Raw genomic sequence first — 26,489 nt, 5'->3', positions numbered from 1 at the left:
CACCGATCTGTGGACGAGGGAGGTGGCCCGGCGAGGGTGTGGACGGCGGGACCTCTCAGCCCGCCGCCTCCTCCAGCAGCGACCGGGTCTTCTCGTGCCGGTCCAGGACGGTCATGACCGGCTTGCGCACGTGCCGGAAGGACACCTCGTCCACCGCCTCGTCGAGGGCGTGCTGGACCTGTCGTCGTCGGCGCGCCGCCCCCACCCCGGCGGCACCTCGACCGACCAGGGCGAGCAGGAGGCCGGCCAGCGCCCCGCCGACGAGCAGCGCGAGCGGGATCGGCACGGGGCCCCAGGACGGCGCCTCGACCGGCAGCTGCAGCCAGCCCAGGACCGCGAGCGCGGAGAGCCACAGCAGCCCGGCGACCGCCGTGACGGCGAGCAGCAGCTGCAGGCTCCCCAGCACCGACCACCACAGCGGGGTGCGGGTGCGCAGCGGCACGCCGACGACGGCCTGGTCCAGGGCGTCGGAGAGGGTGTCCTCCTCCGGGCTGGCGGCCTCCATCACCGCGTCGGCCCAGCGCGGCGGCAACGCCCCGCCGGTGCTCTCCCCCAGCTGCTGCGTCGCGAGCTGCACGGTCGCGCGGGCGGCGGGGGTCGGACCCGGCAACGAGGAGCGGCCGAGCACCGTCCGCACGTCCGAGGGCGCGATGCCGGACCGCCCGGCGGTGTCGTCGCCCAGCCGCAGCCGCCGCAGCGGGTCGGGGCGCAGTCCGGACACCCACCGGGTGAAGGGCCAGCCCGTCCGGGCGTGGGCCCGCCGACGGTAGTCACGCTGCACGGCGTCCAGGACCACCGGCACGCCGGCCGCGGCGGTCAGGGCCTCGTGCAGCCGCCGGTCGGCCTGCTCACCGAACTCCGGGGTCCGCTCGCCGACCCCGTCGGCGAGCACCTGGGACGCCGAGGACCGCAGGTCGGCGACGAGGCGGGCCTCGGCGGCGTTGCGGGCCCCCACCACGGCCCCGATGCGGGAGGCGAGCTCGCGCACCCCCTCCTGGGTGCGCGCGGACGTCGTGACGACCTCGTGGTCCCCGGCCCCGTCGGCCTGCACGAGGCGGCGCAGGTCTGCGGCGACCTGCTCCACCCCGCCCTCCTCACGGATGCGGTCCACCTGGTTGAGCACCACGAGCATGACCGCGTCGTGGTGACGCAGCGGGCGCAGGTAGTCGTCGTGCAGGCGCGCGTCGGCATACTTCTGCGGGTCGGCCACCCAGACGAAGACGTCGGCGCGCTCCAGGACGCGGTCGGCCTCGACCCGGTGCCGCAGCTCGCGGGAGTCGACGTCGGGCAGGTCCACGAGCACGAGCCCGTCCAGCCCCTCGGTGGCCTCGGTGAGGGCCACGTGGTGCCGGTGGGCGATGCCCAGCCAGTCGAGCAGCTCACCGGCGTCCTCGTCGCCCCAGACGGCGGCGGCCGACTCCGAGGTCGTCGGTCGGCGCGGGCTGATGGCCGAGACGTCCTCCCCCACGAGGACGTTGAACAGGCTGGACTTGCCCGACCCGGTCGCGCCCGCCAGCGCGACCACGGTCCGGCCCCCGGCGATGGCCCACCGCTCGCCCACCCGGCTCAGCACCTCCCGCGCGGGCCCGGTGCTCCCCGGCTCCAGCTGCTCGCCCCCGACGTCCAGCGCCGTGGCCAGCCGAGCGGAGCGCTCGGGGACGCCCAGCCGGGTCGCGCCCCGCCCGCGGCTCACCGGGCGCCCTCCACGGCGGCGGCAGCGGACTCCAGCTCGGCCAGCGCGTCCTCCGACACGGCGACCTCCTGCAGCGTGGCGTCGAAGCGGGACCGCTGCGCGGCATACAGCTCCTCCACCCGGCCCAGGAGCGCCTGACGTGCCTTGAGCGCCATGGCGCGCACCGCCTGGTCGCCGAAGACGGCCTCGAGCAGCCGCTGGGCCAGCACGGCGGAGCCGGCGCCGACGGCCACCTCGGCACCGGTGGGGATGAAGGCGGTGGCGCTGAACACGACGAGCATGAGGAGCACGCCCAGACCGTTGACGCCGAAGGCGAGGTAGCGCGCCGTGGTGCGCCGCGACCCGGCCTCCTCCCTCACCATCTCCAGGATGTCGCGCTGCCAGTCGCGGATGAGGCGCTCCACCTGCTCGGACAGGTCGGGGGTGGCCCGGCCCAGCTCGGGATGCGCCTCGACCAGCGCCCGCCCGCCCGGCGCCTGCCTCCAGGAGCGCGCCGCGGTGCTCGCGGCCACCTGGCCGTGCGAGGTGATGAGGGCCGCGGCCCCGCTCTGCAGCGCCTCGCCGAGCGGCTCGGAGGAGACCTCCTTGCCGGTGAAGAAGGAGGTCACCCGGTCCCGGACACGCCCCACGCCCACCTCGACCGAGCGCAGGAACTCCCCGGTCCCGACCAGCTCGTGCCAGCGCGCCAGCACCTCGCCCCGCAGGAGCGAGCCGTCCTGCACGCCCTGGCCGACCGACTCCAGCGCGTCCTGGTATGCCGTGCGCGGCCCCTGCTCCAGGGCGCGCCAGGCCTCGACCTGGTCGCGACCGGCGACGGCGAGCGCGGTGGCACGCCCACCCAGCGACCCGAGCGTGCCGTCGAGGGTGCGCCGGATGACCACCGCCCGGGCCCGCGCGTCCAGGGCCAGCGAGTGCAGCCAGCCGCGCAGCCGGGCGGCGTGCCGGTCGGGGATGCGCCCCGCGTCGAGCTCCTCCTCGGGGATGGTGAAGATCGGGGACTGCCCCAGGCCCTGGTCCCGCAGCATCGTCGCCAGGTGCACCCGCACCTGCTGGAGGGCCTCGGGGGGCACCCGGTTGAGGACGACCGCCACCGAGGTGCCCCGGTCGCTCGCCTCGCGGAGCAGGTCCCACGGCACGGCGTCGCCGTAGCGGGCCGCCGTGGTGACGAAGACCCACAGGTCGGCGGCCGAGAGCAGCTGCCGCGAGAGCTGACGGTTGGCCTGCACGACGGAGTCGATGTCGGGGGCGTCCAGGAGCGCGAGGCCCGCCGGCAGGTCCGGCGTCGGCACGAGCCGCACGGCGCCCGGGTCCTCGACGCCGGCGGCGTCCCCGCCGACCCGGGCGAGCCCGGGCAGCACCCGGGTGCCGGTGAACCACCGCGCGTCGTCCGGGTGGTGGACCAGCACCGAGGCGCGGGTGGTCGGCCGCAGGACCCCCGCCCGGCTGACCTCCCGCCCCACGACCGAGTTGACCAGGGTCGACTTGCCGGCACCGGTGGACCCGCCGACGACCGCCAGCAGGGGGGCGTCCAGCGAGCGCAGCCGGGGCAGGACGTAGTCGTCGAGCTGCTGCTCGAGCTCGCGCCGCGCGGTCCGGGCCTCCGTCGCGCGCTCGAGGTCCAGCGGCAGGCGCACCTCCCCGGCGGAGGACCGCAGCCTCTCGACGGCCTCGAGCAGCACGGCGGGGTCGGTGGTCACGGCCCTAGTGTGGACGCCGCACGGCCGACCTCCAAGACGAACCGCCGCCGCGCTCAGGCGCGGGAGGCGTCGGCGTGGGCGAGCAGCGCCTTGGACTCCCCGAGGAAGCGGTCGGCGTGCTCGCCGAACCACTGCTCGACCTCGCCGAACTGCCGGACGAAGGCCTCGCGGTCGCCGGTGCGCAGCAGCTCGATCGCGGTGGAGTAGCGCTCGTGGTAGCGCTCGATGAGCTCGAGCGCGTCGGAGGACCCGGTGATGATGTCGAAGTAGAGCTCGGCGTCCTGCGCGAAGAGCCGGCCGACCATGATGAGCTCGAGCCGGTAGATCGGCGAGGACAGGGCCAGCAGGGTGTCGAGGTTGCGGTCCTCGTGGGCGAGGTGCCAGCCGTAGGCGAAGGTCGAGAAGTGCCGCAGCGCCTGGATGAGCCCCATGGCGTGGTCGTGCTCGTCGGCGTCGACCTCGTGCACCCGCGCCCCCCAGAGCCGGATCTGCTGGAGCAGCCAGGTGCTGGCCGCAGCGTCCCGGCCGGGGACGGCGGCGACCACCTGCTTGGCGAAGCTGTCGACGTCCGGCCCGAACATCGGGTGCAGCCCGAGCACCGGCCCGTCGTGCGCGCTCATCATGGCCTCCATCACGGCGCGCTTGGTGGAGGTGAGGTCCACCAGCAGGCAGTCGGCCGGCAGTGCGGGCAGGTCCCGCACGACCTGCACCGTGTCGTGGATCGGGACGGACACGAGCACCATCCCGGCACCCTCGAGCGCCTCGGCCACCTGCTCCGGGGTGTCCCCGCGCTCGACGACGCGCACGGCATACCCGGACAGCGCGAACATCCGGCCCCACAGGGCGCCCATCCGGCCCCCGCCCCCGACCACCACGACGGGGCCGAGGTCCGGCGCCTGGCGGGTGAAGCCCATGTTCTTCTCGTGGGTGTACGCCTCGCGCATGCAGCGGCGCAGGACGTCCTCGACGAGGTCCGGCGGCAGCCCGCGCTCGGCCGCGCGCTCGCGCTTGGCGGCGATCATGGCGCGCTCGCGCTCCGGGTCGTAGATCGGCAGGCCGTGCCGGCCCTTGACCTCCCCCACCTGCGAGACGAGCTGGAGCCGACGCGCCAGGAGATCCATGACCTGGGCGTCCACGTCGTCGATCTCGGTCCGCAGCAGGGCCAGGGGATCCTGCGCCCCCGAGGGTGTGGTCATGGCGCCCGATCCTAGAGGAGCGTGGTCCTAGACTGGGAGGCTGTGGCCCCCGTAGCTCAATGGATAGAGCACCGGCCTTCTAATCCGTAGGTTGCAGGTTCGAGTCCTGCCGGGGGCGCCCCTGGGGTGACATGATGACCCCCATGTCCGCGGCACCGGCGCGTGGAGGCGAGGACCGTCCGACCTCGAGGTCGGACGGGGCCGTCGTGGTGGCGCCGTCATCGCTGGCTCGGCGCGGTGGCGGTCTTCCTGGTGCTGGGCGCCACGGCCCTGACGGTGGTGCTCTTCAGCCCGGTGCTCGACCAGGAGATCGAGGTCCGGGCCGAGCCCGCGTCCTCCTACGACGCAGCGATGGCGCTGGCCGCCGACCATGACGGGGTCGCCCCGGTGTGCCGGACCAAGGTCCTCGACCACGGCGAGCGGGCGGCCCGGTCGGTCGTCCTGCTCCACGGCTTCACCAACTGCCCGCAGCAGTTCTCCGCCCTCGCCGACGCCTACGCGGAGGCCGGGTACAGCGTGGTGGTGCCCCGCCTCCCGGGTCACGGCGAGGCCGACCGGCTGACGACCGCCCCGTCGGAGGTCGGGCCCGCCCAGCTCGCCGAGACCGGGGACCGGGCCGTCGACGTCGCCGCCGGGCTGGGCGAGGAGGTGACGGTCGTCGGGCTGTCCGGCGGCGGGACGCTGGCCGGATGGCTCGCGAGCGAGCGGGACGAGGTCGCCACGGCCGTGCTCATGGCACCGCTGGTGGCACCCAAGACCCTCCCGGAGCCGGCGGTCGCCCCGGTCGCCCGGGCCTCACGGCTCATCCCGGACGTCTACGTGTGGTGGGACCGCGACCAGAAAGGAGGAGCTGGACGACCCGCCGTACGCCTACCCGCGCTTCTCGGTGCGCTCGCTCGGCGCCTTCCTCGCGCTCGGCCGGGACACCCAGCGCACCGACCCGGGACGCGACACCCCGCTGGAGCGACTGGTGGTCGTCGTCAACGAGAACGACGCCGCGGTGAGCAACGCGGGGGTCTACCACGTCGAGGGGCCGCTCGAGCAGCTGCTGCGCCTCGACGTCGAGGGGGTGGACCGGGTGGACCACGTCTTCCCGGCGGAGGCCGGCTTCCGCCACGACATCGTCGACCCGGCGGGCGAGAACGCGGAGCACCTGGACGAGATCTACCCCGTCCTCGGCGGGCTGCTCGGCCTCGACGGGCTGACGGCACCCTGAGGGCGGGACCCGGCGGGGCCGCCGACGAGGCGACGTGCACGTCCAGGTCGCCCCCGCGGGCGTCATCGGCGAGTTTGGAGCCATGAGCAAGCACACCCTCACCATCACCCTGGACGCCGACATCACCGACGAGGACGCCCTGGTCGAGGCGGTCGAGCAGGACACCCCCGAGGACTCCCTGTCCCCCCACGACATCCGCGAGGAGGAGCGCGCGGCCTCCAGCCTGGTGGCCGGGGTCTCCAAGGCCCTCAAGGACCTCTCGGTGCCCGGCGTCGAGATCAGCCAGCCCAAGGTCGAGGCCCGGGACGCCTGAGGGACGAGCTCAGGCCTGCGGCACGAAGACCCGCCGGTGGGCGGTGACGGCCTCGAGGATGCGCTGCTCGCGCGCGAGCCACACCGCGTCCGGACCGTCGTGGACGAGGTGCTTGCGCACCATCGCCAGCTCGCCGCTCTCGTCCTGAAAGGCCTCCATGGCCCGCTCGGCCGGGCGTCCGCCGACCCCGCGCGCCCACCGTCGGGCGCGCCGGCGCTCGCCGGGACTGGCGAGCATGGCGACCTCGGCGGGGGTGTACCACCCCGCCATGCCGTAGCCGGTCAGCACGTCCCGCAGCAGCCGGGACTCGCGGTGGCGGGCCCAGCGCAGCAGCAGCAGGAAGGCGACGAACAGCGGCAGCTGCACGAGGGCGAAGAGCAGGAGGTAGTTCTCCGAGGCCGCCACGGCGCTGTAGTTGAACAGGGCGTGCAGGAACACCGCGCAGGCGAAACCCACCAGCACGACCCCGACCGAGCTGGCCCGGCGGCGGTGCGCGACCAGCCCGAGGGCCAGGCCGATGCAGACGGTGAACATCGGGTGGGCGAACGGGCTCACCAGGCAGCGCATGATGAACAGGCCGACCAGCCCGGCGGTCCCGGCCTCGAGGTACATCTGCCCCAGGTAGATGATGTTCTCGACGAAGGCGAAGCCGGCGGCGACGATGCCGGCGTAGACGATCCCGTCGGTGACGCCGTTGAACTCGCGCCGGGCCACGAGGAAGATCAGCAGGACCCCGAGGCCCTTGAAGAACTCCTCGGTGACCGGCGCCACGACGACGGCGCCCAGGACGAGGGGGTCGGCGTCCGTCCCGGCGAAGAAGGCGACGCCCAGCTCGTTGAGCACCACGGCACCGAGCGTGGCGATGAGCGCGCCCCAGAGGAAGGCGAACCAGAGCAACCTCGCCGGCTCCGCCTCGAGGCGGTCGACCCAGATGAAGAGGGGTATGACGATGCCCAGGGCGAGCGAGGCGCTCACCAGGCCCAGGATCGCGGCCTGCAGCCCCACGGCGGTCGTGACGAGCAGGGTCATGGCCAGGGCGGCCAGCCCGAAGACGGTCACCACCGTGCTCCACAGCAGCAGCCGGCGGACCGCGGGGCGGTGGGTGGCGTTCGGGGTCGCACCGACCGGCGACTGCGGCTGGAAGGTCATGACCTGGTGCCAGTCACCCCCCTGCCCGGGGTCGTGCGGAGGGCGCTGACCTGGGGCGTCGGGCACCGAGCTGGGCGGCTGCCGCGGCTGGAGGACCATGGGGCGAAGAGTACCGGGGGCACGGGGCATACCCTTGTCTGCCGTGAGTGGTGAACGCATCGTCTGGATCGACTGCGAGATGACGGGGCTGGACCTCGTCGCCGACGCGCTGGTGGAGGTGGCCTGCCTGGTCACCGACTCCGAGCTGACCGTGCTGGGCGAGGGGGTCGACGTCGTCGTGCGGCCGCCGGCCGCGGCGGTGGAGCAGATGGGGGACTTCGTCCGCGCGATGCACACCGACTCCGGGCTCCTCCCCCAGCTGGACGCGGGGGTGACCCTCGAGGAGGCGCAGCGCCGGGTGCTGGACTACGTGCGGGAGCACGTGCCGGAGGGCCGCAAGGCGCCGCTGGGCGGCAACACGGTGAGCACCGACCGGGCGTTCCTCGCCCGGGACATGCCGGAGCTGGACGCGCACCTGCACTACCGCATCATCGACGTCTCCTCCATCAAGGAGCTGGCCAAGCGCTGGTTCCCCCGCGCCTACTACATGGCGCCGAAGAAGACCGGCGGCCACCGGGCGCTCGGGGACATCCGCGACAGCATCGCCGAGCTGCGCTACTACCGGGAGGCGGTCTTCCGCGAGCTCCCCGGCCTGGACAGCGACACGCTCAAGGAGATCTCCGCCCGGCACACCACCCCGCCGGCCGCACCGGACGCGCCGTAGGACCGCACCGGACGCGCCGTAGGACCGCACCGGACGCGCCGTAGGACCGCACCGGACGCGCCGCCCGACCGGAGGACGTGGGTCCGGACGCGACGAAGGCCCCGGCACGATGCCGGGGCCTTCGTCATCCTCGGGGTGAGCGACGGGGTTTGAACCCGCGACCCTCGCGACCACAACGCGATGCTCTACCTGCTGAGCTACGCCCACCATGCTGCGCCGGACATCCGGACAACGCCGACCATCGTAGCGCCTCGGACCCGGTGCTCCGAAACCGCGGGCGCCCGGGGCGTCCGCGACGCGAGCGCGCGGTCGGTGGCCGACCGCGGCGCTGGCGGTCCGGACGCGTCAGCGTCGGGCGCTCTCGCGTCCCTCGAGGCCGGTCTGGCGCCCGTTCGCCCGCAGCTCCGCGGCCGCCTGCATCCGCACCTCGCGGGCCTCACGGACCGCCTCGGCCTGCTTGGCCTCCTTCTTCTCCGTGCCCACCACGTCGCGCGGCGGCAGCAGGATCTCCTCCTCGGCCGCCATCCCGGCGGCCAGCTCCCGGCCCCGCTCGATCTCCGCGTCCAGCTCGGCGCCGAGCACGAGCACGTTGTTGATGATGTAGATGAGCAGCAGCAGGATGATGACACCACCGATGGCGCCGTAGGTGCCGTTGTAGCTGTCCTGGCCGCCGAAGCCGGTGAGGTAGACGTAGAACCCGCCGGCGCCGACGATCGCGGTGAGCACCGCGATCGCGGCACCCGGGGACAACCAGCGGAAGGACGGGTGCTGGACGTTGGGGGTGCCCCAGTAGAGCAGGCCCACGATGACGACGAGGATGAGCAGGATCACCGGCCACTTGGCGATGTTCCACACCGTCGTGAAGGTGCCCGACAGACCGATGGCCCCGAAGATCGCCTCGGAGACGGCCCCGGAGAGGGTGACCGAGAAGATGATGAGCATGAGCCCGAAGATGAGCACCAGGGTGAGGCCCAGCAGCCAGGGCCGCAGCTTCCACACCGGGCGACCCTCGTCGATCTCGTAGACCTTGTTCATCATCCGGCTGAAGGCGTTGACGTAGTTGGAGGCCGACCACAGCGACCCGAGCAGACCGACGACGAGCAGGACGCCGCTGCCCTGCGAGTTCCCCATGGTGTCGAGGTAGCCGTTGACCGTGTCGACCGTGCTCTGCTGCATCCCCAGCTGCCCGCCGAGCTCCTCCACCACCTGCTGGGTCCCGCCGCTCTGGCCGAGGAAGGTCAGCAGCGTGGACAGCGCCAGCACCATCGGCGCCAGCGACAGGATCGCGAAGTAGGTCAGCGCCGCGGCGAGGTCGGGACCGCCGTCCTCGACGAACTCGGACACGGTCCGCTTGGCGACGGCCTTCCAGTCGGTCCTCGCCGTGGCGGTCTTGGCCTCATCGGTGCTCACGCCGTCAGTCTGGCACGCGGGTCGGGCACCGGCAGTGCGGAGCACCCGGGCATGCGAGAGGCGCCCTGGCCTGAGCCAGGACGCCTCTCGAGATGGTGCGCCCACAGGGACTCGAACCCCGAACCCGCTGATTAAGAGTCAGCTGCTCTGCCAATTGAGCTATAGGCGCGCAACAGCCATGAACTCTACCACCGGGCCTCGGACCCCACGAAATCCTGCGACGGTCGCAGAGCGACCGTGATCCTGCTGCCGGGGCGGCGCTTTCGCGGTCGGGCTCGACGGGTGACGGCGGTCCTGCTGCCGGGGCAGCGCGTCGACGGTCAGCCCGCCCCGGGCGAGGTGTCGACGACGAGGTCGGCGCGGTCGCGGGTGCGGTCGGCGGCGAAGAGGCGCGCCTCCTGCTCGGCCCACCGCTCCCAGTGCGGCCGGTAGGCCTCGCCGTCCCGGGCGATCCCCCGCCGCATCCGCAGCGCGGGCTCGGCGTCGACCCACACCCGGACCGCGGCCCGCTCCCCCGCCGGCCCGACGCTGCTGCCGCACCCCTCCACGACGAGCACGCCGCCGTCGGGGTCCGGCACCTCGACCTGCTCGCCCGCCCAGTCCGAGGCGTGCCAGTCCCAGCGCCGGTATGCCGCCCGCTCACCCCGGGCGAGCGGCTCCAGCACCTGCGCGGCCAGGAGACCGGGGCCGGCGTCGAGGCCGTCCCACCCCGGGTAGAGGTCGTCCATGTGGACCAGGGGGGCGCCCAGGTCGCGGGCCAGCGCCCGGGCGAGCACGGTCTTGCCCGACCCGCTCGGCCCGTCCACCGCCACGACGGTGACCCCGGGACGCGGTGCGGCCTCCCCCTGCACCGTCTCCCCCTGCGCCCGCGCGGCCCGGGCCCGCTCCACGAGGGAACGCATCCGGCCGACGGCGGCCTCGTCGACGGGTCCGAACCCGAGGGCGACCTCGGGCAGCCCCGGGCCTCCCGCCGCCCGCCAGGCGGTGTCGACCAGGCTGAGGCACGGCAGCGCGGCCAGCTCCTCGAGCGGCACCCACCGCACGTCGTCGCTGCTCCCGTCGGTCTCGACCGTGAGCTCGCCGCTCTCGACCTCCGCCGTGAAGACGACCCGCACCGCCTGCCAGACGGCCTGCCCGGTCGGGTCGGTGTCGTCCACCCCGCTCCAGGCGTCGGTGGTGAGCACCCCGGTGAGGCGCACGGCATACCCGCTCTCCTCGCCCACCTCGCGGACGGCGGCCTGCTCGGGCGTCTCCCCCGGCTCGATCCCCCCGCCGACGAGCGTCCATCCCGGTCGGGCGACCCGGCCGTCGGGCAGCGTCATGCCCCGCCACCGGCTCAGCAGCACCGCGCCGTCCCGCTCGATCCAGGCGTAGCACCCCACCCGCGTCCGCACGTCCACCGCGCCACCCTACGGTCTCCTCCCACCACCGACGAGCGGTCCCGCCCGCCCGCCGACCCCTCGCCCCGACGCATGCGTCACGATGGACCCGTGCGCGCCCTCATCAAGCCCACCGCCGGGCCAGGCCTGGAGCTGACCGACGTCCCCGAGCCCACCCCCGGGCCGGGTGAGGTCAAGATCCGAGTGCTGCGGGCCGGCCTCTGCGGCACCGACCTGCACATCGAGGCCTGGGACGACTGGGCCGCCTCCATGCTGGAGCCGCCGCTCGTGGTCGGGCACGAGTTCTACGGCGAGATCGTCGAGCTCGGCACCGGCGTGCCGACCGAGGAGGCCGACGGCCTGGCCGTGGGGCAGCGCTGCTCCGTCGAGGGCCACGTCGTCTGCGGCACCTGCCGCAACTGCCGCGCCGGGCGCCGCCACATGTGCGTGCGCACCTCGAACCTCGGCGTGAACCGCGACGGCTGCTTCGCCGACTACGTCGTCGTGCCGCACACCAACGTCTGGGTGCAGCCCGAGGTCATCGACCCTGACCTCGGTGCCGTCTTCGACCCGCTCGGCAACGCCGTGCACACCGCGCTGTCCTTCCCGCTGGAGGGGGAGGACGTGCTCATCACCGGGTCCGGCCCGATCGGCGTCATGGCGACCGCGATCGCGCGGCACGCCGGCGCCCGCTACGTCGTCGCGACCGACCTCTCCGACTCCCGGCTCGCGCTGGCGCTCGCCGCCGGCGCCGACCTGGGGATCAACGTCGGCCGCGAGCGGATCGCGAGCGCCCAGGAGCGCCTGGGGATGTCCGAGGGCTTCGACCTGGTGCTGGAGATGTCCGGCAACCCGGCCGCGATGGCCGAGCTCATCGACAACTGCACCCACGGCGCCCGGGTGGCGATGCTGGGGCTGCCGGCCGAGCCGTTCTCGATCGACTGGGGCAAGGTGATCACCCACATGATCACCCTCAAGGGGATCTACGGCCGGGAGATGTACGAGACGTGGTACAAGATGACCGCCATGCTGCAGACCTCCGAGGTGCTGCGCGACCGGGTCCGCTCGGTCATCACCCACCGCTTCCCCGCCGAGCAGTGGGAGGACGCCTTCGCCGCGGCCCGCTCCGGCGAGGGTGGCAAGGTGGTCATGGACTGGAGCGACGGACACTAGGAGACACATGTACGCGGACGTGAAGGACCAGCTGGCGCAGGAGCTGGCGCAGATCGAGGCCGACGGGCTCACCAAGACCGAGCGGCAGATCACCACGCCCCAGAGCGCGCACATCGCGACGACGGCGGGGACGGCGCTCAACTTCTGCGCCAACAACTACCTGGGTCTGGCCGACCACCCCGACGTGGTCGGCGCCGCCCGGCAGGCGCTGGACGAGTGGGGCTTCGGCATGGCCTCGGTCCGGTTCATCTGCGGCACCCAGACCCAGCACCGCGACCTGGAGCGGGCGATCGCCGACTTCACGGGGATGGAGGACTCGATCCTCTTCCCGTCCTGCTTCGACGCCAACGGCGGGATCTTCGAGGTCATCTGCGGCCCCGAGGACGCCATCATCTCTGACCAGCTCAACCACGCCTCGATCATCGACGGGGTGCGCCTGTCCAAGGCCCAGCGCTTCCGCTACGCCAACCGGGACATGGACGACCTGCGCACCCAGCTGGAGGCGGCGCGCGACGCCGGCGCCCGGAGGGTGCTCGTGGTGACCGACGGCGCCTTCTCGATGGACGGCTACCTCGCGCCGCTGGAGCAGATCTGCGACCTCGCCGAGGAGTTCGGCGCCATGGTCATGGTGGACGACAGCCACGCGACCGGCTTCGTCGGTGACAGCGGCCGCGGCTCGCACGAGGCGTGCGGCGTCGTCGACCGGGTCGACATCATGACCGGCACGCTCGGCAAGGCGCTCGGGGGCGGCAGCGGCGGGTATGTCGCGGCCCACGCCGAGATCGTCGACCTGCTCAAGCAGCGTGCCCGGCCCTACCTCTTCTCCAACGCCGTCGCGCCCTCCGTGGTCGCGGGGTCGCTCAAGGCGCTGGAGATCGCGCGGGACAGCGACGAGCCCCGGGCCCAGCTGCGACGCAACGCCGCCCTCTTCCGCACCCTCATGGAGGAGGCCGGCTTCGAGCTGCTGCCCGGCGAGCACCCGATCGTGCCGGTGATGTTCCCCGGGGAGGACGGCGCCCGCCGGGCCAGCCAGGTCGCCGACGCGATGCTGGAGCGGGGCGTCTACGTCATCGCCTTCTCCTACCCCGTCGTCCCCAAGGGTCAGGCCCGCATCCGGGTCCAGCTGTCCGCCTCGCACAGCGAGGAGGACGTCCGGGCCTGCGTCGACGCCTTCGTCGCGGCGCGGGACGAGGTCGGCTGACCACGACGGGCAGGACGACCGGATGAGGGGCGCGACAAGCATGGCCGGGCAGGACGAGCAGCGGGCGCTGGCGAGGCTGCGCAGGAGCACCGAGCCCCTGGGGATGTGGGGCACGCTGGCGTCCATGTTCGTGGGACTGACCCTCGTCATGCTGCTGTTCCAACGGTTCCTCAGCAACGAGTCCTGGGGCTCGGCCCTGTTCTTCTCGCTCGTGTACGCCTCCTGCTTCGTCCTCCTCTGGGGCTGGGGCGAGAGCCGCCGCCGTCGGCGTCGACGGCACGTCACCGGCACCACGAGCCTCGAGCGGGGCGTCGTCACGGCCAAGGAGGGACGACGACTGACCGTCCGCGGCGACGACCACGAGGTCACGTGGCGTGCCGAGGCGGCCCTCGGCATCGGTGAGGGCGACCCGGTCTGGGCCGCGCCCCGCATCGCCCCCGGCGAGCGCGTCGTCCTCGTCCGGGCGACGCCGACCCACGGTCTGCTCCAGGACGTCCTCGGCCCGCGCACCGAGGCCGTCGCGGTCGACGCCACGTCGCACCCCTCGTGAGCGAGGAGCGCGCCAGGGAGGTGCTGCGGGCTGAGGCGCGGCGCGTGCGCGTCCTCCTCGCGGCGACCTTCGTGACGCTCTACCTCGGCTACGTCGGCATCCAGGTCTGGCTGCTGGACCGCTCCCTGACCGACGCCCTGACCTTCGGCGCCGTCGTGCTGGTCGCCATCGCGCTGGTGCAGTACCTCCTGCTCGGAGCCCTCTGGGTGCGGCGCCCGCACGGCCCGGTCCAGCGGGCCGAGGTGCTCCACACGGCCCGGTCCGAGGACGGCCGCCAGACCGTCGTCCTGGGAGACGGCGACGTCACGGTGCGGGTGGTCCTGCCCGGGACGACGACCGGGCTCGTGGTCGGCGACACGGTGCTGGTCGCGCCGCGCCTGGGCCACGGCACCGCGATGGGCCTGGTCCTGCCGGAGCACGTCACCGGGGCCCGCCCGGCGCTGACCGTCCGCGGCACCGAGGCCTGAGCGACCCGCGCGGGCGTCACCGCCCCCGAGCGACCCGCACACCCCACCTGTCACCACCTCCCACGCAGGTCCTCCCGCCCTTCAAGTATACCCCTATGGGGTATACGATGGCGGTATGCAGCACGACACCACGCACCAGACGTCACCGGGCGAGGACGCCCCTGCTCCCGCCCAGGACCACTACGGCGGCGACCACGGCCACGGGGGTGGCCACGACGGCCACGGGGGCGGCCACGGCGACCACGTCGCGCAGTTCCGGTGGCTCTTCTGGCTGATGCTGGTCCTGTCGGTGCCGACCGTGCTCGCCAGCCGGATGTTCGGGCACCTGCTGGGCTACGAGCTGCCCGACCTGCCGGGCCTGAGCTGGGTCTCCCCCGTCCTCGGCACGGTCATCTACCTCTGGGGCGGGCGCCCCTTCCTCACCGGCGCGGTCTCGGAGATCCGTGACCGCCGACCGGGGATGATGCTGCTCATCGGCATGGCCATCACCGTCGCCTTCCTCGCGTCGTGGGGGTCCACCCTCGGGGTGCTCGACGAGCGGCTGGACTTCTGGTGGGAGCTGGCGCTGCTCGTCGTCATCATGCTGCTGGGTCACTGGGTCGAGATGCGGTCGCTGGCGGCCACAAGCTCGGCCCTCGACTCGCTGGCGGCGCTGCTGCCGGACGAGGCGGAGCGGGTCGAGGGCGACACCACGGTCACCGTCGCCCCCGCCGACCTGCAGGTCGGCGACGTGGTGGTGGTCCGGCCGGGCGCCTCGGTGCCGGCCGACGGCCGGATCGTCGACGGCTCGGCGAGCATGGACGAGTCGATGGTGACCGGCGAGTCCACCCCGGTGCGCCGCGAGCAGGGCGACGACGTCGTGGCCGGCACCGTGGCGACCGACTCCGGCCTGCGGGTCGAGGTCACCGCGACGGGGGACGAGACCACGCTCGCCGGCATCCAGAAGCTCGTCTCCGAGGCGCAGTCCTCCTCCACCCGCACCCAGCGGCTCGCCGACCGGGCGGCCGCGTGGTTGTTCTGGTTCGCCCTGGGTGCCGCGGTCGTCACCGCGGTCGTGTGGTCCTCCCTCGGTATGCCCGACGCCGCCGTGGTGCGCGCGATCACCGTCCTCGTCATCGCCTGCCCGCACGCGCTGGGTCTGGCGATCCCGCTCGTCGTCTCGATCGCCACCGAGCGTGCGGCGCGGGGCGGGGTCCTCGTCACCGACCGGATGGCGCTGGAGACCATGCGCTCGGTCGACACGGTGCTCTTCGACAAGACGGGGACGCTCACCCGGGGTGAGCCGACCGTGACGGCCGTCGAGCCCGCCGGCGAGCGCAGCGAGGAGGACGTCCTGCGCCTGGCGGCCGCCGCCGAGGCGGACAGCGAGCACCCCCTCGCCCGGGCGATCGTCGGCGCCGCGACCGAGCGCGATCTCGACGTGCCCCGGTCGGGCGACTTCTCCTCCTCCCCGGCGGTCGGCGTCCGTGCCGTCGTCGACGGGGTGACGGTGCAGGTCGGCGGCCCGGCGCTGCTGGAGGAGGAGGGGCTGCGCGAGCTCGACGTGGCGCAGCGGTGGCGTGCGGACGGGGCGATCATCCTCCACGCCGTCGCCGACGGGGAGGTGGTCGGCGCCCTGCGCCTCGCCGACGGCATCCGGCCCGAGTCCCGCGAGGCGGTCGACGCCCTGCACACGGCAGGGGTGGACGTCGTCATGCTCACCGGTGACGCGCAGGCGGTGGCCGACGCCGTGGCGCAGGAGCTGGGCGTCGACCGGGTCTTCGCCGGCGTCCGCCCGGAGGACAAGTCGACGAAGGTCGCCGAGCTGCAGGGCGAGGGGCGCACGGTGGCGATGGTCGGCGACGGCGTCAACGACGCGCCGGCGCTCGCCCAGGCCGACGTGGGCCTCGCGATCGGTGCCGGCACCGACGTGGCGATCGGCTCCGCAGGGGTCGTGCTCGCCAGTTCCGACCCCCGGTCGGTGCTGGCGGTGATGGACCTGTCCCGGGCCAGCTACCGGAGGATGACCCAGAACCTCTGGTGGGCCGCGGGCTACAACCTGCTCGCCGTCCCCCTCGCGGCCGGCGTGCTCGCGCCCGTCGGGTTCGTGCTGCCGATGAGCGTGGGAGCCCTGCTCATGTCGGCCTCGACGGTGGTCGTCGCCCTCAACGCCCAGCTGCTGCGGCGCCTGGACCTCTCCCCCGAGGCCAGCGCCCGTCGGGTGCTCGGGGCCGGCTGACCGGCCTCAGCCGCGGTAGAAGATGCGCCGCAGCCCGCCCAGGGCGAGCGCCACGGCGGCGACACCGCCCAGGGCGGTGGCGAGCCGGTCATACCTCGGGTTGCCCTCGGCGTCCAGGGTGGCGCTCTCGACCTTGCCCTTGATCGTGGCGATCGTGTTGGCCTTGATGGTGTCGGGGCTGACGCGGTAGGTCAGCTCGTCGACGGTGCGCGCGAGGCGGCTGCGGGTCGCCGCGATGTCGGCCTCGATCTCCTTGACGGAGCGAGCAGGCTGCGTGTTGGCCATCAGCAGAGGGTCCCTTGGGTCGTGGGTCGGTGGTCGTTCCTCCCGCAGACGATAACGCACCCGGGCACCACGGGCGCCGCCGAACGACCCCCCGGCCTACAACCACCCGGACCGGCGGAAGGCGCGGTGGAGCAGGCCGACCGCGAGCGCCATCACCCCGAGCGCCATGGGGTAGCCCAGCGCCCAGTGCAGCTCGGGCATCCGGTCGAAGTTCATCCCGTAGATGCCCGCCACGAGGGTGGGGACGGCGATCATCGCGGCCCAGGCCGAGATCCGGCGCATGTCGGCGTTCTGCTGCACCCCGATCTGCGAGAGGTGCGCGCCGAGGATGTCGCTGAGGAGCGTGTCGTAGCTCTCGACGTCCTGCAGGACCGCGGCCAGGTGGTCGGCGACGTCGCGGAAGTGCAGCCGCAGCTCCCGGCTGCGGACCAGGTCCTTGTCGTGCGTCAGGGAGGCGAGGACCGGGCCCAGCGGGGTCGCCGCCCGCCGGAACTCGAGCACCTCCCGCTTGAGCCGGTAGATCGTCGTGGAGTGGGTCCGGTTGCCGCCGCCGAAGACGTCGCGCTCGATGGTCTCCAGGTCGTCCGCGACGGCGGTGTCGATGGCTCCGTAGGTGTCGACCACCGTGTCCAGGACCCCGTGCAGCACCGACAGCGGGCCGTAGGAGAGCAGGGCCTGCTCGCGCTCCTGCTCCATCCGCTGCCGCACCCCGCGCAGCGGGGCGACCTCGCCGTGGCGCAGGGTCACGGCCACGTGCGGGCCGAGGATGACGCTGACCTCCCCGGTCTCGATGTCGGAGGTCGCGGGGTCGTAGTCGAGCGTCTTGACGACGGCGTAGATGCCGGTGTCGTAGACCTCGAGCTTGGCCCGCTGGTCGCCGTCCAGGGCGTCCTCCACCGCCAGCGGGTGCAGGTCGAGAGCGCGACGGACCACCTCGAACTCCTCGGGCGTGGGGTCCTTGAGGCCGATCCAGAGGAAGTCGTGGTCGGGAGCGCCGTCGGCGCGCAGCCGCTCCAGCTCGTGCGCGAGCGTGTCGACGTCGCAGGACTCTCGGACGCCGTCACGGTAGACGGCCTGGTCGACGATCACCTCGGTGGCATCCTCCCGGTCGGGGTCGAGGTCTGAGACGATCATCCAGCACGCCCGCCCCGTCCGAAAGGTCACCATGATGCGCCTCGAGCCCGGTCAGCCCGCCCCCGCCTGGACCCTGCCCACCGCCGACGGCTCCCGGCTCAGCCTCGCCGACCTGGCCGGGCGCAAGGTCGTCCTCTACGTCTACCCCGCGGCGATGACGCCCGGGTGCACGACGCAGGCCTGCGACTTCCGCGACAACGAGGCGGTCTTCACCCGCGAGGGGTATGCCGTCGTCGGCGTCTCCCCCGACCCCGTCGAGAAGCTGGCGCGCTTCGCGGAGCAGGAGGGCCTGCCCTTCCCGCTCGTCTCCGACGAGGACAAGCAGATGCTCACCGCCTACGGCGCCTACGGCGAGAAGAAGAACTACGGCAGGACGGTGGTCGGCGTCATCCGCTCGACCTTCGTCCTCGACGAGCAGGGGGTCGTCGAGGTGGCGAAGTACAACGTGCGGGCCAAGGGCCACGTCGCCTCGCTCGCCCGGCAGCTCGGGGTGGAGCTCCCCGGCGGGCCGGCCTGAGTCGAGACCGCCGCGCGCGGGACGCAGGGTGTCGCCGCTGGTGCGCCCGGCGGGACTCGAACCCGCACACCGCGAGGCACAGGAACCTAAATCCTGCGTGTCTACCAGTTCCACCACGGGCGCGCGCGGGCCAGCCTAGCGAGCGCCCCGACCTGCCGCGGACCCCGCCGCGGGAGTAGGTTGGCCGGATGAGCACCCGCACCCGGCTGGCCGTGGCCACCCTCGGCACCCTCGCGCTGGGGATGGGTCTGAGCCTGGCGGCCCCGGCCTCGGCCGCCCCTGACGAGGCCGTCTACGACGCGCTCGGCGACTCCTACGCCGCCGGCTTCGGCGCCGGGACCGCGCTGGAGGGCGGCGAGGGGTGCGCCCGCACCGACGCGGCCGCGCCGCTGCGGCTGGACGGCCGCAAGCGGATCGCGCTGGACGACTTCGTCGCCTGCAGCGGCGCCACGACCGCCGACCTCGCCGCGCAGCTGCCCGCGCTGGACGCCGACACCGACCTCGTGACCCTCACCATCGGCGGCAACGACATCGGCTGGACCCAGGCGATCGGGGCCTGCCTGCTGCTGGACGACCCGACCTGCGCGCAGGCCGTCGCCGGCTCCCGGCTGCTCGTCCAGGGGCTGCTCCCGGCCCGCCTGGACGCGGCCTTCACCGCGGTCGAGCAGGCGGCCCCGGACGCGCACGTGGTGGTCATCGGCTACCCGCACCTCTTCACCCCGGAGGCCGGCGCCTTCGCGAACGCCTCGCCCGAGGAGCAGGAGGCGCTCAACGAGGGCGCCGACCTGCTCGACGCGACGATCGAGGCCGCCGCCCGGCGGCGGGGCTTCGTCTACGTCGACGTGGTGCGTAGGTTCGAGGGCCACGGCGTCAACGCCGCCGACCCGTGGGTCGACCCCACCACGTTCCACCCGACCGCCAAGGGGCAGGAGACCTACGCCGCGGCGCTGACCGCGGCCATCGCGCCGCAGCGCCTGCGCTGAGGCCGCCTCAGCGCGGTGCCGGGGTGGCGGGCACGTGCAGGCCCTGCGCCGGTATGCCGGGGGTCAGGACGCGCCATCCGCGGCCCCACGTGCGGGCCTCGGCGACGACGGTGGGGGCCAGGTCGGTCGTCGTGAGGCAGAGCACGGTCGGGCCGGCGCCGGAGACGACGGCGGCGTGGCCCAGCCCGCGCAGCGTGTCGACCGCCCCCATGGTCACCGGGTAGGCCGCCCGCCGCTGCTCCTGGTGCAGCCAGTCGCTCGTGGCGTCGAGCAGCAGCGACGGCTCCGTGGTGAGCGCGTGCACGAGCAGGGCGGCACGGCCCGCCTGGCGCACCGCGTCGGGCCGCGCCACCGACGGGCCGAGCACGGCCCGCGCCGTGGCGGTGTCGAGCCGGTGGTCCGCGGGCACCAGCACCACCGGCACCACGTCGGGGTGGACCGTGGGGCGGGCGGTGCGGACGACCTGCGGGCCGGGCATCCACGACACCGTGAGGCCCCCCCACACCGACGCCGAGGAGTTGTCCGGGTGCCCCTCCGCGACCCCCGCGTGGGTGTTGACCAGGCCCAGGTCGGCCTCGGTGAGCTCACCGTCGCGGACGAGGGCGAAGCCCAGCCCGAGCCCGCCGACGACCGCCGAGGCCGAGCTGCCCATCCCCGCCGACATGGGGATGGTGTTGGCGCAGGTCAGCCGCAGCCCGTAGCCGTCCAGCCAGGTCACGCCGCACGCCTCCAGCGCCTCCCGCAGCCGGGCCGCGACGAGGTGCCGCCCGTCCGTGGGCAGCTCGCCCGCACCCTGCCCGGCGAGCACCACCTCGAGGTGACCGGCGTCGGGGAGGACCTCGACGGCATACTCGTCCCAGAGCCCGAGGGCGAGGCCGACGCTGTCGAAACCGGGGCCGAGGTTGGCGCTGCTCGCGGGGACCCGCACCCGGGCGCCCGCGCCCGGGGCCAGCGCGGCCATCACTCCAGCCCGAGGGCGTCGGCGACGCTCACGACGTCCACCTGGACGCGCACCGGGTCGACGTCGCTGCCGTCGGCACCCTTGAGCGCCCACTGCGGGTCCTTGAGGCCGTGGCCGGTGACCGTGCAGACGACCGTCGCGCCGGCCGGGACCTGGCCCGCGGCGTGCCGCTTGAGCAGCCCGGCGACCGAGGCCGCCGACGCCGGCTCGACGAAGATCCCCTCGCGCGAGGACAGCAGCCGGTGCGCCGCGAGGATCTCCTCGTCGGTCACCGCCTCGATGACCCCGCCGGACTCCTCCTGCGCGGCCAGCGCCTGCGGCCACGAGGCCGGGTTGCCGATGCGGATGGCGGTGGCGATGGTCTCCGGGTCGTCGACCGGGTGGCCCTTGACGATCGGCGCGGCGCCGGCCGCCTGGAAGCCCCACATCTGCGGTCGCCGGGTCGCGGGCGCGTGGCCGCCGGCCCCGGGGGCGTGCGGGTCGGCGTACTCGCCGTAGCCCTTCCAGTAGGCGGTGATGTTGCCCGCGTTCCCCACCGGCAGGCAGTGGATGTCGGGCGCGTCCCCGAGCGCGTCGACGACCTCGAAGGCCGCGGTCTTCTGGCCCTCGATGCGCGCCGGGTTGACCGAGTTGACCAGCTCGACGGGGTAGGCCTCGGCCAGCTTGCGGGCGAGCGTGAGGCAGTCGTCGAAGTTGCCCCGGACCTGGATGAGCGTCGCCCCCCCGGCGATGGCCTGGCTGAGCTTGCCCATGGCGATCTTGCCGTCGGGGACGAGCACGCCGCACTCCATCCCGGCCTTGGTGGCGTAGGCCGCCGCGCTGGCGCTGGTGTTGCCCGTCGAGGCGCAGATGACCGCCTGGGCGCCCTGGCGCGCGGCGTCGCTGATGGCCGCCGTCATGCCGCGGTCCTTGAACGACCCGGTGGGGTTGAGGCCCTCGTACTTGACGTGCACCTGCGCCCCCACCAGCTCGCTGAGGTGCTCGGCGGGGATGAGCGGGGTGCCGCCCTCGCGCAGCGTGACCACGTGCTCGGTGATCGACGCGGGCAGACGGTCGGCATACTCGGCGATCACGCCGCGCCACTGGTGGGGCATGGGGTTCGGTTCCTTCGTCCTTGACCACGGGTCAGGGGACCAGGGTAGGGGGTCCCCCCTCGCCCGCCGACCGCGGTCAGGTCAGGAGGTCGGCCACGTCGGCGGCCAGGGCCCGGAAGGCCTCGCCACGGTGGGAGACGGCATGCTTCTCGGCGCTGGTGTGCTCGGCGAGGGTGCGCCCGTCCGGGCGGACCAGCAGCGGGTCGTAGCCGAAGCCGTTGCCACCCCGCGGCGCGCGGGCCAGCACGCCCCGGCAGCGCCCCTCCCGGACCCGCTCGGTGCCCTCGGGCAGGACCAGCGCCGCGGCGCAGACGAACCCGGCGCCCCGGTGCTCGTCGGGCACGTCGGCGAGCTGGGCGAGCAGCAGGTCGTTGTTGGCCTCGTCCGTGGTGCGGCCGGTGGCGTCGCCCAGCGGGCCGGACCAGCGGGCCGAGAAGATCCCCGGCGCCCCGCCCAGCACGTCGACCGCCAGGCCGGAGTCGTCGGCGAGCGCCGGCAGCCCGGTGGCGGCGGCGGCGTACCGGGCCTTGAGCAGGGCGTTCTGCGCAAAGGTGACCCCGGACTCGACGACGTCCTCGAGCTCGGGGAAGGCGTCCAGCCCGACGAGCTCCAGGCCGGCCCGGTCCAGCGCGTCGGCGAGGATGTCGCGCAGCTCGACGACCTTGCCCGGGTTGCGGGTCGCCAGGACGACCCGGCGGTCCGGCCCCCCGGGGGTCGCGGACCCGCTCACCACGTCGGCGGCCCCTGGTCGACGTCCGCCCCCGCGGCGTGGCTGTCGGTGCCGCCCATGTCGTCGGCGCCGAAGGCCGCGGCCTGGCGGGCGGTGAGCTCGGCGCAGCCCTCGGCGGCGAGGTCGAGCAGGGCGTCGAGCAGCTCCCGGTCGAAGGGGGTGCCCTCGGCGGTGCCCTGCACCTCGATGAACCGTCCGTCGCCGGTCATGACGACATTCATGTCGGTCTCGGCGGTGGAGTCCTCGGGGTAGTCCAGGTCGAGCACCGGCTCGCCGTCGACGACACCGACGCTGACGGCTGCCACCGAGCCGGTGATGGGCTCGGCCTTCTTGGCGATGAGGCCCTTGGCGCGGGCGGTCTCGACGGCGTCGACGAGGGCGACGTAGGCGCCGGTGATGGCCGCCGTCCGGGTGCCGCCGTCGGCCTGCAGGACGTCGCAGTCGAGCTGGATGGTGTTCTCCCCCAGGGCGTCCAGGTCGACGACCGCCCGCAGCGAGCGGCCGATGAGCCGGCTGATCTCGTGGGTGCGGCCCCCCAGCCGGCCCTTGACCGACTCCCGGTCCGAGCGGGTGTGCGTGGAGCGCGGCAGCATGGCGTACTCGGCGGTCGTCCAGCCCTTGCCGCTGCCCTTGCGCCAGCGGGGCACCCCGCCGGTGAAGGACGCGGCGCACAGCACCCGGGTCCTGCCGAACTCCACCAGCACGCTGCCCTCGGCGTGGTCCAGCCAGTTGCGGGTGATGCGGATCTCGCGGAGCTGGTCGGCGCTGCGGCCGTCGTGGCGTGAGGTCATGCGAGCCAGGGTATGCCGAGCGGGGGACGCCCGGGGTCAGGCGTTGTGCTCGTCCCGCCAGGCGAGCCAGGCGTCCAGCTGGTCCAGGGGGTGGTCGGGGCCGCTGGTGTGCACGGTGAAGAGCCGGGCACCCGCGGCGTACTTCGCCTCGGCGTCCTCCCCGGGGCCCTGGTCCAGGGACCCGGCGGCCGCGACCGACACCTCGATCTCGCCCGGGTCGCGCCCGACGTCCTCGCAGTGCCGCCCCAGGACGCCGAGCTTGTGGCGCAGGGTGTCGGCGTCGCCGAAGGAGTGCCAGATCGTCGCGTGCTCGGCCACGATGCGCAGCGTCTTCTTCTCCCCGCCGCCACCGATCATCACCGGGATCGGCCGGGTCGGCGCCGGGTTGAGCCGCGCCCAGCGCTCACGGATGCGCGGCATCGCGGCGGCCAGGTCGTCGAGCCGCGAGCCGGCGGTGCCGAACTCGTAGCCGTACTCGTCGTAGTCCCGCTCGAACCAGCCCGAGCCGATGCCCAGGATGAGCCGGCCCTCGCTGACGTGGTCGACGGTGCGCGCCATGTCGGCGAGCAGGTCGGGGTTGCGGTAGGAGTTGCACGTCACGAGCGCGCCGATCTCCACGCGCGAGGTCTGCTCGGCCCAGGCCCCGAGGGTCGTCCAGCACTCGAAGTGCAGCCCGTCCGGCTCGCCGTTGAGCGGGAAGAAGTGGTCCCAGTTCATCACCACGTCGACGCCGGCGTCCTCCAGCCGTCGCACGGTGTCACGGATCTGCTGGTAGGTCGCGTGCTGGGGCTGGACCTGCACGCCGAGCCGGACCGGACGGTCGATGGCGTTCGCCATGCGACCCAGCCTGGCACGGCATACCGTCGGGCGCATGGCAGGTGAGAAGAAGACGGAGGACCCGGGGCCCAGCGTCAAGGACCCGGAGGTCTACGAGGCGGTCCGCGAGGACGGCGCCAGCAAGGAGAAGGCCGCGCGGATCGCCAACGCGGCGGCGGCCTCCTCCCGCTCGGACGTCGGCGAGCGCGGCGGCGAGGCCGAGAACTACGAGGACCGGACCGTGGACGAGCTGCGCGAGCGCGCGGCCGAGCTGGACATCGAGGGCCGGTCGTCGATGACCAAGGACGAGCTCATCGACGCCCTGCGGAACCACTGACGTCGGTCTCGGACGAACTCTGCGCCGGACCGCGCGACCCGGGTGCGCCTACCGCGCCTCTCGCGTGGAGAGGTCGACGGTGAACCAGGGCAGCAGCGTCTGGGTCAGCGGGCCGATCGCCACGGCGTAGAGGACGGTCCCGAGGCCCACGACACCCCCGAGCAGCCAGCCGAGGGCGATGACGGTGACCTCGATGCCGGTGCGCACCACCCGCAGGGACCAGCCGGTGCGTCGGGCGACGCCGGTCATCAGCCCGTCGCGCGGCCCCGGGCCCAGTTGGGCGCCGATGTACATCGCGCTCGCGACGCCGTTGAGCACCACCCCACCGGCCATGAGGGCACCTCGCTCGAGCCAGCCCTCGCCGGGCGCGACGAGCCAGAGGGTCGCGTCGGCCGCGAACCCCACCAGCAGGGCGTTGGCCACCGTACCGAGGCCGGGCTGCTGCCGCAGCGGGATCCAGAGGAGCAGCACGAGGACCGACGCGGCGACGATGATCGTGCCCAGGCTCAGCGGGACGTGCCGCGCGATGCCCTGGTGCAGGACGTCCCACGGCATGTTGCCGAGCACCCCGCGCACCATCAAGCCGATCGACGCGCCGTAGAGGGCCAGCCCCACGAGCAGCTGGACGACCCTTCGTCCGAGCCGACCGGCGCGCAGCTGCTCCACCGGGCCGAGGGCGGCCAGCTGGCGGCGGGGGTCGCGGGCACGGCTCCTGGCACCCTGTAGTGCTCGGCGTCCGGTCCGTCCCATCCTGCTGCTCGCGATGCTCACGCCGACCAGCATGCGACCAGGTGGTCCTCTGATCCATATCCACCCGGGAACCGGTGGACACGAGGTGGCTATGGACGAGAGGTCCACCGGCGCGTCACAGTGAGGGTATGCCGTCTCTCGCCCCCGCCTCCCGCGTCGCCGACCTCGTGCTGCCGGCGCTGCCGGGGGACGGCCCCGCCTACGCCCGCCTGGCCGAGGCCCTGCGGCGCACGATCGTCGACGGACGGCTGCCGCAGGGCGTCCGGCTCCCGAGCGAGCGGGACCTCACCGGGCCGGTCGGGCTCAGCCGGACCACGGTGACCCGGGCGTACGCCGAGCTGCGCGCGCAGGGGTACCTCGCCACCCGCCGCGGCTCGGGCAGCGTCGTGCAGCTGCCGCGGGTACCGGGGGGCCGCGTCGACCACCTCCTCACCCCCGCGGGCCTGGGCGAGGGGGCGTTGGACCTCACCGTCACGGCCGCGGCGGCCCCGGCCGGCATCGCCGACGCCTACGCCCGCGCCACCGAGGACCTGGGGGCCTACCTGTCCGGCACCGGCTACTACCCCAGCGGCCTGCCGGTGCTGCGCGAGCGGATCGCCGACCGCTTCACCGCCCGCGGCCTGGCCACCACGCCGGACCAGGTGCTCGTCACCCCCGGGGCCCTCGCCGCGGTCGCCATCACGCTGCGCGCGCTGATCCAGCGACGCGACCGGGTCCTGCTGGAGACCCCGACCTACCCCAACGCCATCGCCACCCTGCAGGGCGCCGGGGCACGGGTGGTCCCGCACCCCATCGACCACGTCGACCACGACTGGGAGGTCGCCGCGCTGCAGCGGACGGTGCAGCAGTCGGGGGCGCGGGCGGCCTACCTCATCCCCGACTTCCACAACCCGACCGGCGCGCTCATGAGCAGTGCCCAGCGCGAGGAGGTGGGCGGGGTGCTGCGGCGGCACGGCGTCGTCCCCGTCGTCGACGAGTCCCAGGCCGAGCTGGCCCTGGAGGGCCAGCCCATGCCGGAGCCGCTGGGGGCGCACGTGCCCACCGCGGTGACCGCGGGCAGTGCGAGCAAGTCGTTCTGGGGCGGGTTGCGGGTCGGCTGGCTGCGCGTCCCCCGGTCCCGGATGGACGAGGTCGCGGCCAGCCGGCTCCAGCTGGACCTGGGGGTGCCGGTCCTGGAGCAGCTGGTCCTCGGCCACCTCCTGGACCGGGCCGACGTGATCCTCCACGAGCAGCAGGCACGCCTGCGCGAGCGGCGCGACACCCTGCTCCTGGCCCTGCGCTCCCAGCTGCCCGACTGGCAGGTGCGGGTCCCGGCGGGCGGGATGTCGTTGTGGTGCCGGCTGCCCGAGGGGTCCTCCACCGCGCTGGCGGCCGCCGCCCGCCGCTACGACGTGGCGCTCGCCGCCGGGCCGAACTTCGCCGCCGCCGGCGGTCTGGACGGGTGGATCCGCCTGCCCTTCGTGCTGCCGCCCGAGCAGCTGCAGGAGGTGGCCGCACGCCTCGTCCTGGCCTGGGAGGACGTCGTCGCGGGCCGCGCCGAGGTCGGGCGGCGTGACGCCGCGGACCGTGGTGAGCGCCCGCGGAGCATCATCGCCTGACACACCGGGCGTCGCCCGTGGTTGCCCCACGACCCACCGGGCGTCGCCTGTGGTTGCCTCACGACCCA

Annotated in this window: 26 protein-coding genes, 4 tRNA genes and 1 pseudogene; 14 read left to right on the top strand and 17 right to left on the bottom strand. The window is 74.1% G+C overall.

The features are described from left to right. Nucleotides 1-55: 55 nt before the first annotated feature. Genes FHD63_RS03510 through tyrA form a run of 3 tightly spaced genes read right to left on the bottom strand, consistent with a single transcriptional unit; the run spans nucleotide 56 to nucleotide 4,586 of the window. Nucleotides 56-1,693, bottom strand: a complete 1,638-nt coding sequence (locus FHD63_RS03510) for a YfjP family GTPase (RefSeq protein ID WP_139720174.1) — start codon at nucleotides 1,691-1,693, stop codon at nucleotides 56-58. Beyond that, a complete protein-coding gene (locus FHD63_RS03505; RefSeq protein WP_139720172.1) occupies nucleotides 1,690-3,390 on the bottom strand; it encodes a GTPase family protein in 1,701 nt (566 codons plus the stop codon). The genes FHD63_RS03510 and FHD63_RS03505 overlap by 4 nt, the downstream gene beginning before the upstream one ends. Nucleotides 3,391-3,443: 53 nt before the next feature. Further along, complete coding sequence (tyrA, locus tag FHD63_RS03500) at nucleotides 3,444-4,586, bottom strand: bifunctional chorismate mutase/prephenate dehydrogenase (protein WP_139720170.1); 1,143 nt, start codon at nucleotides 4,584-4,586, stop codon at nucleotides 3,444-3,446. A gap of 45 nt (nucleotides 4,587-4,631) precedes the next feature. On the opposite strand from tyrA, the gene FHD63_RS03495 reads away from it, so the two are divergent. From FHD63_RS03495 to FHD63_RS03485, 4 genes and pseudogenes are all read left to right on the top strand, one after another. Continuing rightward, nucleotides 4,632-4,704: transfer RNA gene (locus FHD63_RS03495), tRNA-Arg, on the top strand. Nucleotides 4,705-4,937: 233 nt separating this feature from the next. Beyond that, nucleotides 4,938-5,351: pseudogene (locus tag FHD63_RS17005) on the top strand (alpha/beta hydrolase); the annotation flags it as partial. A gap of 121 nt (nucleotides 5,352-5,472) precedes the next feature. Then, nucleotides 5,473-5,802, top strand: coding sequence for a hypothetical protein (locus FHD63_RS16450; RefSeq protein ID WP_238705752.1), 330 nt, complete (start codon nucleotides 5,473-5,475; stop codon nucleotides 5,800-5,802). A gap of 82 nt (nucleotides 5,803-5,884) precedes the next feature. Continuing rightward, nucleotides 5,885-6,115 (top strand): hypothetical protein, encoded by a 231-nt coding sequence (locus FHD63_RS03485; RefSeq protein WP_139720167.1) that lies wholly within the window; start codon nucleotides 5,885-5,887, stop codon nucleotides 6,113-6,115. Between the two features lie 9 nt (nucleotides 6,116-6,124). Here the strand turns inward: FHD63_RS03485 and FHD63_RS03480 are convergent, their stop codons facing one another. After that, nucleotides 6,125-7,363 (bottom strand): PrsW family intramembrane metalloprotease, encoded by a 1,239-nt coding sequence (locus FHD63_RS03480; protein ID WP_158296696.1) that lies wholly within the window; start codon nucleotides 7,361-7,363, stop codon nucleotides 6,125-6,127. Here FHD63_RS03480 and orn point away from each other — a divergent pair. Beyond that, a complete protein-coding gene (gene orn, locus FHD63_RS03475) occupies nucleotides 7,362-8,027 on the top strand; it encodes an oligoribonuclease (RefSeq protein ID WP_139720164.1) in 666 nt (221 codons plus the stop codon). The two genes, FHD63_RS03480 and orn, sit on opposite strands and share 2 nt — an antisense overlap. A gap of 134 nt (nucleotides 8,028-8,161) precedes the next feature. On the opposite strand, the gene FHD63_RS03470 is transcribed toward orn, so the two are convergent. The 4 genes from FHD63_RS03470 to FHD63_RS16175 all read right to left on the bottom strand — a co-directional run bounded on the left by FHD63_RS03470 (nucleotide 8,162) and on the right by FHD63_RS16175 (nucleotide 10,837). Then, nucleotides 8,162-8,234, bottom strand: a tRNA-His gene (locus FHD63_RS03470). Nucleotides 8,235-8,372: 138 nt separating this feature from the next. After that, nucleotides 8,373-9,437 carry a YihY/virulence factor BrkB family protein gene (locus FHD63_RS03465; RefSeq protein WP_238705751.1) on the bottom strand — a complete coding sequence of 355 codons (1,065 nt, stop codon included), beginning with the start codon at nucleotides 9,435-9,437 and terminating at the stop codon, nucleotides 8,373-8,375. Between the two features lie 93 nt (nucleotides 9,438-9,530). After that, nucleotides 9,531-9,606, bottom strand: a tRNA-Lys gene (locus tag FHD63_RS03460). Between the two features lie 151 nt (nucleotides 9,607-9,757). After that, entirely contained in the window at nucleotides 9,758-10,837 is a 1,080-nt protein-coding gene (locus tag FHD63_RS16175; protein WP_139720161.1) for an NUDIX domain-containing protein, read from the bottom strand. Nucleotides 10,838-10,927: 90 nt separating this feature from the next. Between FHD63_RS16175 and tdh the strand changes: the two genes are divergently transcribed. The 5 genes from tdh (at nucleotide 10,928) to FHD63_RS03430 (ending at nucleotide 16,425) form a co-directional block, all read left to right on the top strand. Next, nucleotides 10,928-11,989 (top strand): L-threonine 3-dehydrogenase, encoded by a 1,062-nt coding sequence (gene tdh / locus FHD63_RS03450; protein WP_139720159.1) that lies wholly within the window; start codon nucleotides 10,928-10,930, stop codon nucleotides 11,987-11,989. Nucleotides 11,990-11,996: 7 nt separating this feature from the next. After that, entirely contained in the window at nucleotides 11,997-13,190 is a 1,194-nt protein-coding gene (locus tag FHD63_RS03445; protein ID WP_139720157.1) for a glycine C-acetyltransferase, read from the top strand. A 22-nt stretch (nucleotides 13,191-13,212) separates the two neighbouring features. Then, nucleotides 13,213-13,740 carry a hypothetical protein gene (locus FHD63_RS03440; protein WP_139720155.1) on the top strand — a complete coding sequence of 176 codons (528 nt, stop codon included), beginning with the start codon at nucleotides 13,213-13,215 and terminating at the stop codon, nucleotides 13,738-13,740. A gap of 44 nt (nucleotides 13,741-13,784) precedes the next feature. Continuing rightward, nucleotides 13,785-14,207: a hypothetical protein gene (locus tag FHD63_RS03435; protein WP_139720153.1), complete on the top strand. Its 423-nt coding sequence runs from the start codon at nucleotides 13,785-13,787 to the stop codon at nucleotides 14,205-14,207. A 115-nt stretch (nucleotides 14,208-14,322) separates the two neighbouring features. Then, nucleotides 14,323-16,425 carry a heavy metal translocating P-type ATPase gene (locus FHD63_RS03430; protein ID WP_139720151.1) on the top strand — a complete coding sequence of 701 codons (2,103 nt, stop codon included), beginning with the start codon at nucleotides 14,323-14,325 and terminating at the stop codon, nucleotides 16,423-16,425. A gap of 6 nt (nucleotides 16,426-16,431) precedes the next feature. On the opposite strand, the gene FHD63_RS03425 is transcribed toward FHD63_RS03430, so the two are convergent. Both FHD63_RS03425 and corA read right to left on the bottom strand, forming a co-directional pair. Next, nucleotides 16,432-16,710, bottom strand: coding sequence for a DUF3618 domain-containing protein (locus tag FHD63_RS03425; protein ID WP_139720149.1), 279 nt, complete (start codon nucleotides 16,708-16,710; stop codon nucleotides 16,432-16,434). 96 nt (nucleotides 16,711-16,806) lie between these two features. Next, nucleotides 16,807-17,844: a magnesium/cobalt transporter CorA gene (gene corA / locus FHD63_RS03420; protein WP_238705750.1), complete on the bottom strand. Its 1,038-nt coding sequence runs from the start codon at nucleotides 17,842-17,844 to the stop codon at nucleotides 16,807-16,809. Nucleotides 17,845-17,875: 31 nt separating this feature from the next. Here corA and bcp point away from each other — a divergent pair, with 31 nt between their 5' ends. Then, nucleotides 17,876-18,361 carry a thioredoxin-dependent thiol peroxidase gene (bcp, locus tag FHD63_RS03415; RefSeq protein ID WP_139720147.1) on the top strand — a complete coding sequence of 162 codons (486 nt, stop codon included), beginning with the start codon at nucleotides 17,876-17,878 and terminating at the stop codon, nucleotides 18,359-18,361. A gap of 38 nt (nucleotides 18,362-18,399) precedes the next feature. Here the strand turns inward: bcp and FHD63_RS03410 are convergent. Further along, a tRNA-Leu gene (locus FHD63_RS03410) sits at nucleotides 18,400-18,484 on the bottom strand. Between the two features lie 65 nt (nucleotides 18,485-18,549). Between FHD63_RS03410 and FHD63_RS03405 the strand changes: the two genes are divergently transcribed. Next, entirely contained in the window at nucleotides 18,550-19,344 is a 795-nt protein-coding gene (locus FHD63_RS03405; RefSeq protein ID WP_139720145.1) for an SGNH/GDSL hydrolase family protein, read from the top strand. A 7-nt stretch (nucleotides 19,345-19,351) separates the two neighbouring features. Here FHD63_RS03405 and FHD63_RS03400 read toward each other — a convergent pair whose 3' ends face one another. The 5 genes from FHD63_RS03400 to FHD63_RS03380 all read right to left on the bottom strand — a co-directional run bounded on the left by FHD63_RS03400 (nucleotide 19,352) and on the right by FHD63_RS03380 (nucleotide 23,757). Beyond that, nucleotides 19,352-20,305: a homoserine kinase gene (locus FHD63_RS03400; protein ID WP_139720143.1), complete on the bottom strand. Its 954-nt coding sequence runs from the start codon at nucleotides 20,303-20,305 to the stop codon at nucleotides 19,352-19,354. After that, nucleotides 20,305-21,399 (bottom strand): threonine synthase, encoded by a 1,095-nt coding sequence (gene thrC, locus FHD63_RS03395; RefSeq protein WP_139720141.1) that lies wholly within the window; start codon nucleotides 21,397-21,399, stop codon nucleotides 20,305-20,307. Before thrC ends, FHD63_RS03400 begins: the two co-directional genes overlap by 1 nt. Before the next feature lie 76 nt (nucleotides 21,400-21,475). Continuing rightward, entirely contained in the window at nucleotides 21,476-22,129 is a 654-nt protein-coding gene (rdgB, locus tag FHD63_RS03390; protein ID WP_139722957.1) for an RdgB/HAM1 family non-canonical purine NTP pyrophosphatase, read from the bottom strand. After that, on the bottom strand, nucleotides 22,126-22,920 hold the full coding sequence (rph, locus tag FHD63_RS03385; protein WP_139720139.1) for a ribonuclease PH: 795 nt from the start codon (nucleotides 22,918-22,920) through the stop codon (nucleotides 22,126-22,128). The genes rdgB and rph overlap by 4 nt, the downstream gene beginning before the upstream one ends. A gap of 36 nt (nucleotides 22,921-22,956) precedes the next feature. Continuing rightward, nucleotides 22,957-23,757: an LLM class F420-dependent oxidoreductase gene (locus FHD63_RS03380; RefSeq protein ID WP_139720137.1), complete on the bottom strand. Its 801-nt coding sequence runs from the start codon at nucleotides 23,755-23,757 to the stop codon at nucleotides 22,957-22,959. Between the two features lie 34 nt (nucleotides 23,758-23,791). Here FHD63_RS03380 and FHD63_RS03375 point away from each other — a divergent pair, with 34 nt between their 5' ends. Next, a complete protein-coding gene (locus FHD63_RS03375) occupies nucleotides 23,792-24,073 on the top strand; it encodes a DUF7218 family protein (RefSeq protein ID WP_139720135.1) in 282 nt (93 codons plus the stop codon). A 48-nt stretch (nucleotides 24,074-24,121) separates the two neighbouring features. Here the strand turns inward: FHD63_RS03375 and yczE are convergent, their stop codons facing one another. Further along, nucleotides 24,122-24,823, bottom strand: coding sequence for a membrane protein YczE (yczE, locus tag FHD63_RS03370; RefSeq protein ID WP_139722956.1), 702 nt, complete (start codon nucleotides 24,821-24,823; stop codon nucleotides 24,122-24,124). A gap of 128 nt (nucleotides 24,824-24,951) precedes the next feature. Here yczE and yczR point away from each other — a divergent pair, with 128 nt between their 5' ends. After that, entirely contained in the window at nucleotides 24,952-26,421 is a 1,470-nt protein-coding gene (yczR, locus tag FHD63_RS03365; protein WP_139720133.1) for a MocR-like transcription factor YczR, read from the top strand. The last annotated feature ends 68 nt before the right edge of the window (nucleotides 26,422-26,489 follow it).

The organism is Serinicoccus chungangensis, assembly GCF_006337125.1.
In the GTDB taxonomy this organism is placed as follows: Bacteria; Actinomycetota; Actinomycetes; order Actinomycetales; family Dermatophilaceae; genus Ornithinicoccus; species Ornithinicoccus chungangensis.
This window is presented reverse-complemented; position numbering and strand designations above follow the sequence as displayed.

Coding starts and splice junctions, on each gene's coding strand:
- tyrA (WP_139720170.1), bottom strand. CDS start 4,586: ATGACCACACCCTCGGGGGCGCAGGATCCCCTGGCCCTGCTGCGGACC.
- FHD63_RS03485 (WP_139720167.1), top strand. CDS start 5,885: ATGAGCAAGCACACCCTCACCATCACCCTGGACGCCGACATCACCGAC.
- orn (WP_139720164.1), top strand. CDS start 7,362: ATGGGGCGAAGAGTACCGGGGGCACGGGGCATACCCTTGTCTGCCGTG.
- FHD63_RS03480 (WP_158296696.1), bottom strand. CDS start 7,363: ATGGTCCTCCAGCCGCGGCAGCCGCCCAGCTCGGTGCCCGACGCCCCA.
- FHD63_RS03445 (WP_139720157.1), top strand. CDS start 11,997: ATGTACGCGGACGTGAAGGACCAGCTGGCGCAGGAGCTGGCGCAGATC.
- FHD63_RS03440 (WP_139720155.1), top strand. CDS start 13,213: ATGAGGGGCGCGACAAGCATGGCCGGGCAGGACGAGCAGCGGGCGCTG.
- FHD63_RS03430 (WP_139720151.1), top strand. CDS start 14,323: ATGCAGCACGACACCACGCACCAGACGTCACCGGGCGAGGACGCCCCT.
- FHD63_RS03425 (WP_139720149.1), bottom strand. CDS start 16,710: ATGGCCAACACGCAGCCTGCTCGCTCCGTCAAGGAGATCGAGGCCGAC.
- corA (WP_238705750.1), bottom strand. CDS start 17,844: ATGATCGTCTCAGACCTCGACCCCGACCGGGAGGATGCCACCGAGGTG.
- bcp (WP_139720147.1), top strand. CDS start 17,876: ATGATGCGCCTCGAGCCCGGTCAGCCCGCCCCCGCCTGGACCCTGCCC.
- FHD63_RS03405 (WP_139720145.1), top strand. CDS start 18,550: ATGAGCACCCGCACCCGGCTGGCCGTGGCCACCCTCGGCACCCTCGCG.
- FHD63_RS03400 (WP_139720143.1), bottom strand. CDS start 20,305: ATGGCCGCGCTGGCCCCGGGCGCGGGCGCCCGGGTGCGGGTCCCCGCG.
- thrC (WP_139720141.1), bottom strand. CDS start 21,399: ATGCCCCACCAGTGGCGCGGCGTGATCGCCGAGTATGCCGACCGTCTG.
- rph (WP_139720139.1), bottom strand. CDS start 22,920: ATGACCTCACGCCACGACGGCCGCAGCGCCGACCAGCTCCGCGAGATC.
- FHD63_RS03380 (WP_139720137.1), bottom strand. CDS start 23,757: ATGGCGAACGCCATCGACCGTCCGGTCCGGCTCGGCGTGCAGGTCCAG.
- FHD63_RS03375 (WP_139720135.1), top strand. CDS start 23,792: ATGGCAGGTGAGAAGAAGACGGAGGACCCGGGGCCCAGCGTCAAGGAC.
- yczE (WP_139722956.1), bottom strand. CDS start 24,823: ATGGGACGGACCGGACGCCGAGCACTACAGGGTGCCAGGAGCCGTGCC.
- yczR (WP_139720133.1), top strand. CDS start 24,952: ATGCCGTCTCTCGCCCCCGCCTCCCGCGTCGCCGACCTCGTGCTGCCG.